Below are 15,674 nucleotides of genomic sequence, written 5' to 3'. Positions count from 1 at the left end.
AAATTGGATAAAAATCCATTATCAGAAAGGGGTTGTTTATATGATGACGATTTTTTTTATGTTCTTCACATTGTTTTTGATTTTTTATGGTTTGAATTATATAGGACAGAAATTAATTGCGAAGGAATATCCAATGAACCATGGATTGATTGTGACGCTGTCGGCTGTGGAAGGTATTCTTGTTTTCGTCATTGTTGGTGTGAATGCGAAATTTCCGTTTTTATTTACAGTACTTATGGCCGTTCACATCTAACTCTCTACTATCATTATACCCCGAATTTAATGAAATTTATAGACTGTTTCTCGCCCATATCTAGCCGTATACTGTTAAACGCAAGTCAAAAACGATAAGGGGTGTGGCTGTATGAATGACAAGCAAAAGGTGTTAGATCCCGGGCCATTTTTTCATGGGACAAAAGCGGAATTGAAGATTGGAGATCTGCTTGAACCGCTGCATTTATCCAATTATCAGGATAAAAAATCGAACCATATTTATTTCACCGGAACACTAAACGCGGCCAAATGGGGTGCTGAATTAGCTAGGTCTGATGCGAAAGAAAGAATTTATGTTGTAGAACCGTTAGGCGAGTTTGAAAATGATCCAAATGTGACTGATAAAAGATTTCCCGGCAACCCAACACGTTCTTATCGATCGAAATCTCCGTTGAAAATAGTCGCAGAATTAGGTTCTTGGGAAAGACATTCCGATGAAGAAATCAATCATATGCTGAGCTCCTTAAAAAAATTAAGTGAAGAAGGAAAAAATGTCATCTACGATTGATGTTACGTATATCTAAATAGCACAAAGGCCGCCTCATGAACTGGGCGGCCTTTTGTTTGATCTTAATGAAACAACGCATCCATCAGCTCATCAAAAGTGTTGGCTTGCTTGAGGGCGCGAATGCGGTCTGGATTGTCTAGTAAATCGACGGCCTGTTCAAAGAATTGGTTCATGCAGGCAGCGTCATCCTTATGAATCGCTAATAAAAAGACAAGTGATACTTGGTCTCCCTGCCAGTCAATCGGCTGTTTTAAATGTGCGATGGCTACAGAGGAGGTGCCTTCATTTGTGATGAGCGGGTGCGGCATTGCAATGCCGCTGCCAAGATAGGTAGACGACATTTGCTCCCGCTCAAGCACCGAGGGCCGAAAAGAAGACGATACTAGCTCATGCGCCTCTAAACGGCTGCATAATATATCTAATACCTCCTCCTTGCTGCTTAGATCAGCATTCATGAAAGTCAATCGCTCTTGAAAAAACGCCATCAGCTCTTTTGAGGGTGCCCCGTGTCCATTTAATAAATGAATGACTTCATTTACACGCTGTATATCATGATGTTCAAAAAAGGCGCTGACCTGAATGATTGGTTTCCCCTTTGATGTGAGAGGCACGGTTGTGATGATGACGTCACACGGCAAAGAGGAGCTCATGAGATAATCCTGATAGGAATAGAGCTCAACAATGTCAAGCTCGTGCTGAAAGGCTGCCTTCAATTTAATTTCAAGCAGTCTGGCCGTCCCTAGCCCAGACCCGCACACGATAATCGCTTTCTTTTTTTGCGAGGTATCGAGCTGACTTCTTTCAAATGAAGCAGCGATATGCAAGGCAACATATGCCGCTTCATCTTCATTTGGCGTCCGCACCAGCTGTAAGGCATTCAGCCCGCTGACAGCCAAATCAAACGGGTATGGATAGGACGTTTTGATCTCATGCAAAAGCGGATTTTGTAATGATACGCCATATTGGATGCGATTTAATAACGGCTTCATATGAAGCATCAAGTCTTGCTGCAGGATGCTGTCATCAGCAAAACGATGACCGCTTATTTTTTCAATGTGCTGTAGAAAGACTGTAACCGCCTGCTGAACTTCCACTGTCGTCTGATGCTGGGCGGCTTCTTTCCACGTTTGATTCGCCAATAGATGCATGACTAAGTAATCTGTTTCATCCTCTGATAAGGTCACACAAAAAGTGTCACTCACCTGCTGTATGATTTTTTGTGCAATTCTCATCAAAACGGGTGATCTTTGTGTACGGGCAGTACTAGCGGATATCCGCTGGTTTTTTCGTGTTTGCTGAATCGCAATGGCTAAGTGAATGACTAAATTTTTTAAGGCAATGTCTTTAATGAGCAATGACTCTTGATGCAGGTTTGTCAACACAATAGATCGAATGGTTTCAAGAGATATATCAGGAAAATGGAGCTGCTCCCGCTCGGTGATATGAGAGAGAGCAGGCTCTTCTTCAAGAAGTAAGTCTGCATAGCACGTTCTTTTTTGCAGCTCGTCTCCTTCAATCTTTAAACCAAATCCAGGCTTTGATACAAGGGTCATGCCGTAACGGGCTAACATCTCTCGTCCTTTTTTCAAATCACTGCTGACCGTCATGCGGCTGATAAACAGTTCTTCAGCCAGCTGGTCAATTTTTAAGTAATCTGATTGAAGCAGCAGCTTTCTCATCATAAATCGTACACGCTCCTCTGGCATGACGGGGACAAGAGAGCGGGCAGGAAGTTTTTGTTGATGAAGCCAAAGTAAGAAAGCGTCTTGGTCACTCGTTAAAAGAGTATATCCCTTTCCGCGAATCGTTTTAATCATGGCTCCAGCTTCCTTTAAATACTCATTTGCTTCCTTGATTAAATTGCGGATAGAGCGGTCAGATAAGCGAAAAGAGGCAGTGAGCTCCTCCAGCTTCACGAACCCCTTCGTTTCAAATAGCCGCTGAATCAGCTGATAGGTTCGAGGATCTGCCGTCATCATCATTGCGCGGCTCCTTGCGCCTGTAAGGCATCCGTTCCAAGAGCGATGGCGCCCATTAAACCAGATAATCCATCAAAAGATGGTTTTGTGATAATTTCATGTAAAGGCTTTGGCAGCTGCAAATAGCCGCGAAGCCGCTTGTCTGTTTCATCAAGAATAAGTGGCAGCATAGCTGGCTGTTTCATCACGCCTCCACCTAAAATGATGCGTTCTGGTGAAAGGGTGAGCAGCAGGTTAGCAGTCATCTGCCCGAGATAGTAAGCATGAAGTGACCAGGCAGGATGATCCTCTGGCAGCATGGGTGCCAGTGTATGATAGCGTCCTTCTATGGCAGGTCCAGATGCCAGTCCCTCTAAACAATCATGATGTATAGGACAGCAGCCTCCGTATGTGTCATGAGGATGCCGCTGAACGGTGATATGACCCATTTCTGGATGCAGTAATCCGTGAATAAGGCGATGTTCAATATAGGCACCGCCGCCTATTCCAGTCCCAACAGTAATATAGACCAAGGAGGCAGGTTTTTCTGCTTCAGTTGAAAAACGAGCTTCCCCGAGTGCTGCACAGTTCACATCGGTATCAAGCTTCATCGGGATCCCGAGGGCTTGTTTTAAGGTAGAGAGGAAAGGGAATTGGCGCCAGGCCGTTTTTGGTGTGTCTAAAATCGTCCCATAGCTTGGGCTTTGCTCTTTCACATCGACAGGACCGAATGCCCCAATTCCAATTGCATCAACACGATGCTTTGTAAAGTAATCGATCACTTGCCGGCATGTTTCATCTGGATTCCCTGTTGCAAAGGAAGTCATGTGTTCAATCGTTCCGTCTGTTGTTCCGTAGCCGCAGACAAATTTCGTTCCGCCTGCTTCAATGCCTCCAATTCGCATGATCAATGCCCTCCATTAAAGAGGGGCGGAATCCAATGGATCCCGCCCCTACATGTTCATTTTTTCTTTACAATGTAGGTTTGTACCTGACAAGGTGTAAGCGGTTCAATGTGTAATGATCCATGTTGTGCTTTGAGTATCTGTCCTTCAGGTGTTTCTCCTAAATTCGCTGTTTCTCCGTGTTGTAGAGATGAACTATTGATTGAAGCGGCTGTTTGACGCGTTAAATATGGATTGAAGAGACGAATGACAATGCCTGTTCCATGCTCCTCTTTTTTCAGAGCGCTTAGAATGGCTCCATCTGTCTCGATGTCAAGCAGGCTATAAGTAGATTGTAAGTCTTCTTTTTCATCTCGGAAAGAGAAAATTAAACGACCGTTTAAAAAATCTGCCCGCTCGTAGCATTGAACAGGGGTGGTATACCGTTTGGCAAGCTGCGCTAAGTGTCCCTCGCTGACTGCATCCTTGCTATAGTGCATACCAAATGAGAATGACAGTGCACCTTGCAGCTGAGCGTCAGGTGTCTCCACAATTTTTTCCCCAGATGCGCGTCCTGGACGATAAAGGAGATTTTCTTTCCCCATTTTTCCGAAACAGCGGAAGAGCGTATACGCAATCGTTGTGTAACCTTCTCCTGTGATTTGGTATTCTCTCACGCAGTCGGTCAACAGAGCGGCACCATATGCTTCATCACGAAGTGCGACAAAGGATTGCATCGGTTCAATGGTGATCGGTTTTTCTTCCCAATGTTCATTGTTCCACCATTCAAGCTCTTGCGTGAGCTCTGTTGGGCGTTCGATTGTACCAAACTGTTGATCGCTTAGTGATACGTTTGATGCAATGCCTGTATCAAAAAGAACACGAAGGCGATGATCTAATGCATGGTTATCGACATCTACATGAAAACGGATGACAGCATCGTTTTTGTTTAATGCCACCTTCGCTGTGATCGGAAGTGAAGTCGCAGCCGATTGCTGAGAGCGCGCCTCTAGGTCATAAGGGACAGTGAGCTGAAGCTTGATGGTCAGCTCCTCTTGCAGACCGCTTTTAGACACTGAGATGTCCGCTGATGAAAGATCTTTTGATGACACATACAGATCCTCACGCGGTGGTGAATAGTTGTAAGAATCCCCATCGTCTCCGTTGTCTTCAAAGATCATTTGCTCAGAGAAGGTCTTTCCTGTTTGTTTGTCTGTGATGTCAAGTGATCCGTTGTCATTTGCCGCAATGCGGTAATGCTTATTTTCGATCACGCGTCCTTCTGTTTGTTCCCACGCAGATTCGCTTGATTCATCGAAGACCATGCTCACTTGTGTATAGCCTACTGACGGTAAGTCGATGGCTTCAATTAGCAGCACGGCTTTCCATACTTGCTTTGGCATGTACACTTCTTTACTTGGGTTAAGAGAAATTTGCTGTGCCAGCACATAATCTGTGACATCGGTTTTGCTTTTCACTGTGTACTGAAGCGTTCGTCCATTTGCATCCTTTAGCGTAAATGGACGTTCCGTGATAAAGGTCTCGACTTCAATGACTTCAGAACGCTTTGAAGGCAGTGTATTGAACAACGTGAACGTGATTTCCTGCTCTGTTTGCAGTCGAATAGTGATGAGACGCATGTGCAAGTCTACAAGATTCTCAGCGATTTCCTTTGCCTGCTTGTAGCGGAAGAAGACATCTTGGTTTGTCGTGTCACTATTACAGCCGCCAATGCTGTCATGCGCTGCATTTTCAAACATAAGGTACCAAATATCGCGAACCGTATCATGCGGATAGTCGTGTCCAAGCGAATAGCTGATCGTTAGGATAGGCTCCATCACATTCACGAGATAGTTTTCGATTTGATTGTTTAAGATTTTTAAATCCGCTCGTGTTGAAAAGATCGATTTGTGAATCCGCATATGCTTCGCGTGAATAAGCTCTCCTTGTAACGTCTCAAAAGATGTCCGCTCTTTTTTCACGGCTGCAATATAATCTTCTAAACTACTGATTTCATAGTGATGCTCGTCAAGCTCATTGGCTTTTTCTAATAAGTCAGGCAGGTTTTTACGGATCGGTGCTTGGTCAAAACCGTTCGGGAAATAGACATTCTTTGTGGTTGCCTTTGCTTGTAGCGCACCGATTTTTTCAGATAAAAAGGCTTGTAAGTCCTCATCCTTCTCAGGAATATTTCCACCGTAGTAGTAGCCAAATGGCAGGTTCACAGCAAAGACTTCACTGCCGTCAGCGCCGCGCCAATTGAATTCAGTATGATTCGTCATATGGTCAGAAACGCCGCGCCAAAATGCTGTATCGACAATGCCGAAGCCGCGATAAATTTGGGGCATTTGTGCGGATTGACCGAAGGAATCAGGGACATAGCCGACTTTCATCACGTGGCCGAACTGCTGACAGCGTTCAATCCCATATTGTAGGTTCCGCACAATCGATTCACCTGAAATGACGAGCTGGTCGGTTTGGGTATACCATGGGCCGATGATGAGACGTTTCGCTGTGACGAGCTTCTTGATTCGATTCTCATCCTCTGGACGCCATTTCAAATAATCATCTAATAAGGAAGCCTGGGCATCGAGCATGAAGTAATGGAACCTTTCATCTGTTTCAAGGGTATCTAAAATGTCCATTACGCTTTTCATTAAGTAGATACGGGAGCGGGAGGTGGTAAAATACCATTCCCGGTCCCAGTGAGTATGTGGAATCACATGTACATTGACAGTCATTGATCAACGACACCTTTCTTCGTTCAAATTATCCTTCTAGCACAAGGTCAAAATCGTCTTCTTCTTTCTGCTTTTGATCATGTTCCGGCGTTTTTGGCTCTTTTTTCTCAGAGAAATTCACAAGTAGGTTGGCGCCAATACCGATGACGAGTGCGCCAGTTAGAGCTCCGATTAAATAAGCCCACCAGTTTCCGACTGAGAAGAAGCCGTATAGCCCGCCAATTGGCGGCATGATGTCATGAACTCCTAATAATGCAGCGACCCCGCTTCCAACAGCACATGCGACAACATTGAGCGGAATCAATTTCAAAGGATTGACGAGGGTAAAAGGGATCGCCCCTTCCGTAATACCGATAATGCCCATAACAAGGCCGCCTCGTCCTGCTTCTCTAAAGGTTGGGGAGAAGTTGCGTTTTCGAATCAATGTCGCAAGCCCGTATCCAAGCGGTGGAATGACAATCGCAATATTGACGAGAATGGCAGGGAGGTAGACACCTGATAGAAAGAGGGCGTTACCAGCCATCCACGCTGATTTATTCACCGGTCCGCCAAGATCGAAGCCAATCATCGCACCTAAAATGAGAGCGAGAGCGAGTGTGCTTGTTCCATCAGCGACCATACCTTTGATCCATTCAATTAATGCCGTGTTCAAAGCGCCTAATGGGCCGCCCAGAAGAACTGACATAAGAAGTCCGGTTAAGCCAACGGTAATAAGCGGCAGGATGAGCAGAGGGACGAGCCCAGCTGCAGAGCCTTGAATTTGAATTTTCCTTTTCACAAAAAGAGCAACATATCCTGCGAAGAAGCCTGCAATGACGGCACCAATAAATCCAGCATTTGTTGAGCTGGCGAGAGCACCGCCGATAAAACCGGCTGCAAGACCTGATTTATCCGCAATGGAATAGGCGATAAATCCAGCGAGCAGAACGTTCATTAAGCCAATACCTGTCCAGCCAACCTGCTCCATTAAATAGGCACCGTGCAGTATGCCGCCAGCATTCTTATAGGTGTTTAAATCTGAAACACCAAACCCTAACCCGACCAGTTTTGCTAAACCAACGATAAGTGAGGCACCGATGATTACAGGAAGAATATAAGAAATACCGGTCATGAGATGGCCTTCAATGACTTTTAATTTTGCTTTCATTTTCTTTGCTCCTTTCTATATGGCATTGCTCATGTTTATTGAGATTCAGACTTTTTCTTTTCAACAAGTGCTACAGCTTTAGTGATAATTTGCTCGGCATTTTTTAGGGCACGTCCGATTTCGACACGTACAGTGGGAATGCCTGAGAAGCGTTCCGCATCGTTGATATGCTGATTTGAGGCAATGATGCAGAGGTCTGCCTGCTGTGCTTCCTCTGCTGTAATGCCGTTCACCTGTCCCATAATCCCCTGCTGTTCGATTTTGATCTCGTGTCCGAGCTGTTTACCTGCATTTTCTAACGCTTTTGCTGCCATTGGAGTATGAGCTAACCCTGCTGGACATGAAGTGACACCGACAATTTTCATTGTGTAATCCCCTCTTTCAATTGTTGTTCAATGACTTCGTAATAGTAATCAGCTGTTTGACCTGGTTGAATCTTCTCGATAAAAGCAGGTTCCATTAGACTGGTCGCAATACCTGACAGTAATTTCAGGTGTGTGACATTTGCTTCTTCTAGTGGAACGAGCAGTGTAAATAAATAGCTTGTGGGCAAATCATCGAAGCTTCCCCATTCAATGGGTTGTTCAAGTTCTAAAAAAAGAAGTGAAGCCGTTTGTACAGCGGAGCTTTTTGTATGTGGAATGGCAAAGCCTTGCTGAAGTCCTGTTGAGACTTCGTCTTCGCGTGTCAACAAATCTGCTAATAGCCCCGCCTGATTGTTAGTAATCTGAAGGTCTTCAGCTTTCTCGGAAATGTATTGTAAAATCTCATTCTTTGATCGTCCGTTTACTTGTGTGAAAACATGATCTTTTTGGAACAAGCTGATCCCTTCTCTCTTGTTTGTTAAGCGCTTACAAGTTGATTGTAATGTACTTTTCAGCATGGTTAAATAGCATCATTTTCCGTTTGAAATGGCAAAAAGTTTATGAAGCTATCCGTCTTGCTGACTGAATATCTCAAATCCTAGCTTAAAACGAGTTTAATTATGTAAAAAACAGATTCTACTATATGTATTTCTGTGATATTCTTCCAAGGTATCATAAAAGATAAGGGGGTCTTTTCATGTTCAAAAAGCAGGTCAAATCCTGTGTGATCGTACTCATGGCCATCATTCTATGTATGGCAGCATTACCTGGATACGAGGCAGCAGCTGCCAGTCATGGAACAAGTGTCAATGAAGCCATTGGGTTAAAAAATGGTGAAGTCATCTCAGGTACATTACAGAATGAAAAGGAAGAGTCGTGGTATGAAATCACGCCATCTGCACAAGAGGTGGCAAAACATACACACATGCAAATTTCTGTGAAAAGTAAACAAGTGCTGTCCGTATCGGTCTATCCAAGCAAGGACAGAGCGATGAAGGATGACACATATTCAAGATATCGCGTGGACACAGCGAGCGGAGAGACAGAGATCAACTTCCCGCATGCATGGTCAGGTCCCTATTATGTCAAAGTGCTCTATTTAGGGTCAGAGGAAGACAGCCGTGATGAGGAAGAGGATGCGGCATATACAATCGGATATAAAGGAGCTAATCTTCCGCCTTCTGAACCCGTTTTCCCTGAAGACGATGAGCCTGAAATCATCATTATAGAGAAAAAGTACGGGCGTGAAATTCTTCAATCGATTCGTACAATCGAAGATAAACGATTCAATGAAACGGCAGAAGGTCAAAAGCTTTCGCGTCTGCTCCAAAAGACAAAGCCGTTTCTCAAATCAAAGCTCATCAAACATCAAAAAGAGCAGCAAAAGGTTTACAACCATCTGCTCACATTAAAAACACTGCTAAGTGACGTAGAGAAAAATGGTGCATTTAGTGGTCATATCGTAACAGGAAAAGAACAACAGGCGATCGGCTCCCTTTTTGATATGCTCAAAGAAGCAAGTCCGGCATATTTAAAAAAGGAATTAGAAGCCGTCAGTCAAAAAGTTGGCATCGATCAGCTTGAAGGAAAGTCAGTTGGTTATGTATTAGAGAAACAAAAGCTTGTAAAAGAAGAGAAGGTTAAAACGAATAAGATCATTTTTAAATTAAAGGATGGCCAAACACTTCAATCTGCGAAAAAGAAAATGAAAAGCTACGGCATCCAAGAAAACCGTGTGACATCACAGTCAGTTAGTCCTTTATTCAAAGGAATGTATGTCTATGATGTGCCAGCAGGGCAAGAATCAGCTGGAAAGACACTAAAAGCAGGCAAAGCGGTCATCAAAAGCACGGCAAGAAAGCTTTCCAGCATGCCGAATGTTGAATTTGCAGAGCCTGTTCAAACCTATCGTGCGCTAAGCAACGACGCGCAGTATGGTTATCAGTGGCCGCTGAAAAACAGTGCGCAAAACAGCGGAAAAAAAGGCGCTGACGTCAAATTTGAACAAATGAATACTCTGATTGGCACAAGCAAAATGAAGCAAACATTAATTGCTGTTGTGGATACAGGTGTAGACAGCCGTTTGACAGATTTAAACGGGACTGTTCGTACAGACTTAGGTGCGAATCTCATTGGACGAAACAAAGATGCGATTGATGACAATGGACACGGTACGCATGTGGCAGGCATCATTGCCGCAAAATCCGATAATCATTACTCAATGGCAGGTCTCAATCAACATACGGGCATCATTCCGGTAAAGGTGCTGGATGCCTATGGCTTTGGCGATACAGAGCATATTGCACTTGGAATCAAGCATGCAGTGGACAAAGGCGCAAAGGTCATCAACATGAGCCTTGGCGGCTACTACAGCAGAGTGATTGAATATGCCATGAATTATGCTGCTCAAAGAAATGTACTAGTCGTCGTGGCAAGTGGAAATGATGGCGTACCAGAAATGGGCTACCCTGCGACATCAAAATACGCAATGGCGGTTGGTGCAAGCAACCGTATGGATATTGCCGCTGAGTTCTCAAGCTATGGCAAAGGACTGAGCATGTCAGCCCCAGGGTCGGATATTCCGAGCCTCATGCCTGATGGGAATGTCTCATACCTTAGCGGGACATCAATGGCGACACCATATGTAGCAGCAGCAGCAGGGTTACTGCTTTCTAAAAATCCATCCTTAAAGCCAAATCAAGTGAGAAATCTTTTGCAAAGTACAGCAGATGACATCTCATTTAAATCTATTGATGGAAAAGACGACGTTTTCTATGATGAAAACGAGGAGCCAATTGTCGATCCGAAAATCCCAGGAATTGATTGGATGACAGGACATGGCAGACTGAATGCATTTGCTGCATTAAGTGCTGTCGAATTGAATGCATCAGTGAACAAAGTGGAAGATCAGCATCAAAAGGTGACAGGTAAAGCAAAAGCCGGTGCTGCTATTGCTGTGTATAGAGGCAAAACGCTGCTTGGAAAAGGTACAGCAGGCAAAAAAGGAACCTTTAGTGTGAAGATTAAGCATCAGAACAAAAACAAGGTCCTTCACATTAAAATGTCAAAAGGAAAGGCCGCTACGACGCTCAAAACCGTCGTGAAAAAAGGCAAAGCACCAGCTAAGCCGAAAGTTAGCAAAGTAACAGTCAAAAGTAAAGCCGTCAAAGGGACTGCGGGTGCAGGCTTGACCATTAAAGTGAAAAACAAATCAAAGAAAGTCATCAAAACAGTCAAAACCAATAGCAAGGGTGCATTTACTGCCCAAATAAAACCACAGAAAGCCAAAACGGTTTTATATGTGACCGCTTCAGATGTGAGAAAAAGAGAAAGCAAAGCGGTAAAAGTAGTTGTGAAAAAATAAAAAAAGGACTTCCCTTTCTAAAAAAAGGGAAGTTTTTTTGTTTTTAACTGGAAAAATACCAATTAATGTCGATAGTAAAATAGTAGGAAAAAAAGGAGGATTTATCGATGAAAAAAATCATGTTTGCTTTCGTTCTATCATTGCTTCTCGTATTCCCAAGCTTTGCACATGCTGAAGAAACAGGTGCAGTACCAGCATCAGTAGAAGTAACAAGTGTCACAGCAGCCGATAGTGGAATAGTGAATTACGGCTATGGCAGTAAATATCGCGTGGGTTCTTATTATCCAGCTACGTTTAAAGGGACACTAAAAGATGCAAGCGGAAACCTCATGCCTAATCAGCCGATCAAGCTTTATTTTGAAGCAGCCATCAAATCATATGCTCAAACAGCGACAGACGCAACAGATGAGAATGGACAGTTTTCACTGACGTTTCAAGTTCCTGCAGGTGCAGGCTACCAATCATACAATAATGCAGGCTGGTCAACACATTACTACGATGTCGTTCCAGTGACGTTCACGTCAAACGACATCAAACTATCTTCAAATGTCACAAGTGTGTACCATTTGGCATATACATCACGTTACTAATCTCATAGAAAAAAAGGATGTCATCAGGTGACATCCTTCAGCGTGTAGACAAACCCTCGCATTCTGTGTCAGGTCTGCGCTCCGGTACTCACGAATGTCAAATTCGCTCCGTTCCAGTGCTCGTCCTTCCTAGACTGCAAAGGTTTTCTATCACGCTGAAAAAAAACAAAGGGCTAAAATGAAAATCATTTTAGCCCTTTGTTTTTTGTTAGCAAACCTGCTGGGCGGCAACCGAAAGAGTCGATAAACAAACACTCATCAGCCGTTATTCCCAGATTCGATCGAGCGTTTAACTTTTAATCTTGAGTTTTGATGGATAAGAACTTTCACACTTGAACTTTGATCCTTGAACGTTCAGCTTTGAGCTTTTATCAAGGATCATCCTAAGATGATCATCAGATGAGGAGGGAATGACCTTTCCCTCGGAGGTGTTTAGTTCTATCGATTTTCGGCTCACTAACAAAATCAATTAATCGATCTGGATTTTCGTTAGTGTATTGCTTTCAGACAAGGAAAAATCAACTTCCATTTGAAAATCTTCAATTTCTTTCGAAAGCTGTTCAATTTTCACTCGAAGGCGAAGCGGATCGATGATCACTGCCTCATTTTCCGCTAGAAAAGACTTCACGATCTCTTGGTTGGCAGCCGCTTGTGTCTTTCCATCTTTCCCAAACAAGGTTTCTAAATGCTGATCAAGTCTCTTTTTCACATCTTCATTCGTTTGTTCTGCTTTGTCGACCAGCTCTTTGTACACTTGTTTCATTTTCCGTAAATAACGAATATCGTAGTCTATCGACGTCTTTCGTTCAATCGCCTCTGCCACCGTCATACGGACACCCGCCACATAAATCATTGTGGTCGCATTCGATACAACGATGGCCGATTTGATGGCATTTCGGCGTTTGATTAAAGCTTGAATCGATTGATCATCAGCCTTCGCCTTTTTTTCAACTTCTTCTTGATTCTGAAATCCATGCTGTATATGTTTCCCGATCATCAATCCACCAAGTACGGCTTCATCAACGGTTCGGTTGATTCTTTTATCTAACATTTTCAGTTCACTTAATGCTCTTGTAATGGTCATTTCCATATTCACGACAACTCCCTTGGTTCATCCTGAAAATCATAGATTCCTATCATATACCAAAGTGTGCTTCTTTTACTAGCGATATCCTTTTTTGTCAATGAAAAAAACCTGATGTTTATACACCAGGTTTTTCGCGTTTTTTCTGAATCCAAGCAGTCACGTAATAGGCAGCATAGCAGAGCGCAATGAAAGGAATGCCGCAGATGAGGGCAATCCGCTGATTTGGATCAAAGGCAATGCCAATGACAGATGCAAGACATAGGAGGAAGGCTGCAATCGGAACTACTGGATAGAGCGGTGTTCGAAAGGATAAATCATGAAGCTGTCCGCCTTCCTGTAAAAATCTTTTCCGAAACATAAACTGTGAGGCAGCAATCCCCATCCATACAACCACAACGGCCAATCCAGAGATTGACACTAGGACAAGATATACCGTTTCTGGTGCGATCACGCTCGATAGCAAAGAAAGAATACCACCGATCATACTTAAAATGAGTGCATTCAAAGGAATGCCTTTTGACGTCAGCTTCGCCAGTTTTTTAGGAAGTGTCCGTTCCTCAGAAAGCGACCAAAGCATACGAGATGATGCGTATAATCCTGAGTTTGCGGCAGATAAGATCGCGGTCAGGATGACAAAATTCATGAAATCTGCGGCATAAGGAATCCCGATACGATCAAATACCACGACAAATGGGCTTTTGATCACCCCGGCTTCTTCTACTGGAATCAAGCCAGCCAACACAACGATCGTTCCAACGAAAAACAGGACGAGACGCAGGACGGTTGTGCGAATTGCTCTTGGAATGGTCTCGTCAGGATTGACGCTTTCACCCGCAGCAATCCCAATCAACTCTGTACCTGAAAAAGCAAAATTGACAGCAAGCATCGTCATTAAAATCGGTAAAAAGCCGTTTGGGAAAAGTCCGCCTTCGCCAGTGAAATTAGAAAAGAACGGAGCGGCCTCACCGCCCTTTAATGGGATCAAACCAAACATTGCAGCTCCGCCAAGAATAATAAAGAGAATAATAGCCATCACTTTAATACTGGAAAACCAAAACTCTGATTCTGCAAAAAACTTGACTGTAAATGCATTCAGTAAAAAGATGAGAAGAGCAAAAACGCCACTCCACATCCAAACCGAAGTGTCTGGAAACCAGCGCTGCATTAATAGTCCTGCCGCTGTAAATTCCGAACCGAGTGCCACTGTCCACGTCAGCCAGTATAGCCAAGCGACCGTATAGCCTGTACCAGGTCCAATGTATTTTGTTGCATACGTATGAAAAGCCCCTGTGACCGGCATTGCAACAGACAGCTCGCCTAAACAAAGCATCACGAGGTAGACAATTAAAGCCCCGACAAGATAGGCAAGAATGGTCCCCGCAGGTCCGGCCTGATTGATGGTATACCCAGAACTTAAAAAGAGCCCTGTTCCAATGACGCCGCCTAGAGAAAGCATGAACAGGTGCCGGCTCGTCATTTTTCGTTGATATTGTTGTGACTGATCTTTTGCTTGTTCCATGTCTTCCCGCCCTTTTGCTTAGAAGTATGTGTGATGATTCATGATGCTATGATGTGGTTCGTTTTAAGATGTCATTGATATCTTCTGGGGTCGTCCGGCAGCAGCCGCCGATGATATGCGCGCCGTCTTTGTACCATTGATGCGCACATTCGCCAAAAGTAAGATGTGACGTATCTCCGCTCCATACCTTTTCTTCAGGATCATATTCTTCACCTGAGTTTGGATACACCACAATCGGTTTGCTCGTTCCTTTTTTCATCTCTTGAATGAGAGAAGTGATAAATTGCGGCGGCGTGCAGTTCACGCCAACAGCAGCGATTTGTTCATAAGGCTCAAGCGCCTGTACACATTCTCGTATGAAATCACCTTCACTAATGTGCAGGCCATCCTTTGCGCTGAATGTGATCCAAGCAGATGTCCCGCTGAATTCATCCTGCAGCAGCTTTGCAATGGCAGTTGCTTCAATCAGACAAGGGATCGTTTCGCATGCAAGAATATCTGCACCCGCTTCTACTAATGCCTGAATTCTTGGTCTGTGAAAATCGATGAGAGCCTGCTCTGAGAGTCCATAATTTCCTTTATATTCTGAACCATCAGACAAATAAGCGCCGAATGGCCCCACAGATCCAGCGACAAATGGTTTTGTCCGTCCTTCACGACGCGCTTCATCCTGCCAAAAAAGATCGCGTGCCTCTTTCGCTAAAGTGACAGAGCGTTTCATCAGTTCAAGCGCTTCTTCTTTTGTATAGCCTTTTTCAGCAAAGCCTTCAATCGTTGTTTGATAGCTGGCGGTTGTGGCACAGTCAGCACCTGCTTGGAAGTAGTCCAAGTGTACTTGCTGAATCAATTGTGGCTGTTCAATAAGTATTTTGGCTGACCATAAACGATCGTTTAAGTTACAGCCCTTTCGTTCAAGCTCTGTTGCTAATGCACCGTCTAAAATCAAAGGTGCGTGAGCCTGTAAACGGCTTTGAATAGGATTCATTGGAATCAAACAGCCTCCTTTTTAGATCGGAAATAATGGATATGATATGAGGCAGTAGTTTAAATGACTAAAGTGTTTTTGTCAAGGAGAGGAAAAAGCATCATAGGGCGGAAAAACCCTGAAAACATGCGGGTTTTGATGCATAAAAATGCAGTCAAAATAATAGAAAAACAAGTCATTGACAGCCTCTAAAAAGAGATATATATTATGGAAAGATTGATTTCAGAAAGCTTCATCAAAAGGCGCGCCGTCT

At 43.8% G+C, this 15,674-nt stretch carries 13 protein-coding genes; 4 read left to right on the top strand and 9 right to left on the bottom strand.

From position 1 onward, the window contains the following. The first annotated feature begins 40 nt into the window (after positions 1–40). Both JJ692_RS00865 and arr read left to right on the top strand, forming a co-directional pair. Positions 41–253 (top strand): hypothetical protein, encoded by a 213-nt coding sequence (locus JJ692_RS00865; protein WP_044333463.1) that lies wholly within the window; start codon positions 41–43, stop codon positions 251–253. Between the two features lie 111 nt (positions 254–364). Continuing rightward, positions 365–781 carry an NAD(+)--rifampin ADP-ribosyltransferase gene (gene arr / locus JJ692_RS00860; RefSeq protein ID WP_206534134.1) on the top strand — a complete coding sequence of 139 codons (417 nt, stop codon included), beginning with the start codon at positions 365–367 and terminating at the stop codon, positions 779–781. Positions 782–843: 62 nt separating this feature from the next. On the opposite strand, the gene JJ692_RS00855 is transcribed toward arr, so the two are convergent. From JJ692_RS00855 to JJ692_RS00830, 6 genes are read right to left on the bottom strand one after another with little or no spacing between them, the layout of a single operon-like run. Continuing rightward, entirely contained in the window at positions 844–2,763 is a 1,920-nt protein-coding gene (locus JJ692_RS00855; protein ID WP_206534133.1) for a BglG family transcription antiterminator, read from the bottom strand. After that, positions 2,760–3,644, bottom strand: a complete 885-nt coding sequence (locus tag JJ692_RS00850; RefSeq protein ID WP_047204096.1) for an ROK family protein — start codon at positions 3,642–3,644, stop codon at positions 2,760–2,762. The genes JJ692_RS00855 and JJ692_RS00850 overlap by 4 nt, the downstream gene beginning before the upstream one ends. A 56-nt stretch (positions 3,645–3,700) precedes the next feature. Continuing rightward, entirely contained in the window at positions 3,701–6,364 is a 2,664-nt protein-coding gene (gene mngB, locus JJ692_RS00845) for a mannosylglycerate hydrolase (RefSeq protein WP_206534132.1), read from the bottom strand. Between the two features lie 28 nt (positions 6,365–6,392). Then, positions 6,393–7,511 (bottom strand): PTS fructose transporter subunit IIC, encoded by a 1,119-nt coding sequence (locus tag JJ692_RS00840; protein ID WP_206534131.1) that lies wholly within the window; start codon positions 7,509–7,511, stop codon positions 6,393–6,395. A gap of 35 nt (positions 7,512–7,546) precedes the next feature. Beyond that, a complete protein-coding gene (locus JJ692_RS00835) occupies positions 7,547–7,876 on the bottom strand; it encodes a PTS fructose transporter subunit IIB (RefSeq protein WP_024424400.1) in 330 nt (109 codons plus the stop codon). After that, entirely contained in the window at positions 7,873–8,394 is a 522-nt protein-coding gene (locus JJ692_RS00830) for a PTS sugar transporter subunit IIA (protein WP_226340863.1), read from the bottom strand. Before JJ692_RS00830 ends, JJ692_RS00835 begins: the two co-directional genes overlap by 4 nt. 179 nt (positions 8,395–8,573) lie before the next feature. Between JJ692_RS00830 and JJ692_RS00825 the strand changes: the two genes are divergently transcribed. Together JJ692_RS00825 and JJ692_RS00820 are read left to right on the top strand one after the other, a co-directional pair. Beyond that, on the top strand, positions 8,574–11,240 hold the full coding sequence (locus tag JJ692_RS00825) for a S8 family peptidase (RefSeq protein ID WP_206534130.1): 2,667 nt from the start codon (positions 8,574–8,576) through the stop codon (positions 11,238–11,240). Positions 11,241–11,347: 107 nt separating this feature from the next. After that, complete coding sequence (locus JJ692_RS00820; protein WP_172880088.1) at positions 11,348–11,830, top strand: Ig-like domain-containing protein; 483 nt, start codon at positions 11,348–11,350, stop codon at positions 11,828–11,830. A 469-nt stretch (positions 11,831–12,299) separates the two neighbouring features. Here JJ692_RS00820 and JJ692_RS00815 read toward each other — a convergent pair whose 3' ends face one another. From JJ692_RS00815 to mmuM, 3 genes are all read right to left on the bottom strand, one after another. Next, a complete protein-coding gene (locus JJ692_RS00815; RefSeq protein WP_172880090.1) occupies positions 12,300–12,920 on the bottom strand; it encodes a hypothetical protein in 621 nt (206 codons plus the stop codon). Between the two features lie 112 nt (positions 12,921–13,032). Continuing rightward, entirely contained in the window at positions 13,033–14,436 is a 1,404-nt protein-coding gene (mmuP, locus tag JJ692_RS00810; protein WP_024427433.1) for an S-methylmethionine permease, read from the bottom strand. Between the two features lie 46 nt (positions 14,437–14,482). Further along, complete coding sequence (gene mmuM, locus JJ692_RS00805) at positions 14,483–15,421, bottom strand: homocysteine S-methyltransferase (RefSeq protein WP_206534129.1); 939 nt, start codon at positions 15,419–15,421, stop codon at positions 14,483–14,485. Positions 15,422–15,674 lie beyond the last annotated feature (253 nt).

This window comes from Bacillus sp. 3a (assembly GCF_017161885.1).
Taxonomy (GTDB): Bacteria; Bacillota; Bacilli; order Bacillales; family Bacillaceae; genus Bacillus; species Bacillus safensis.
The sequence above is the reverse complement of the archived record's forward strand: the minus strand, read 5'-3'. Positions and strand labels throughout refer to the sequence as shown.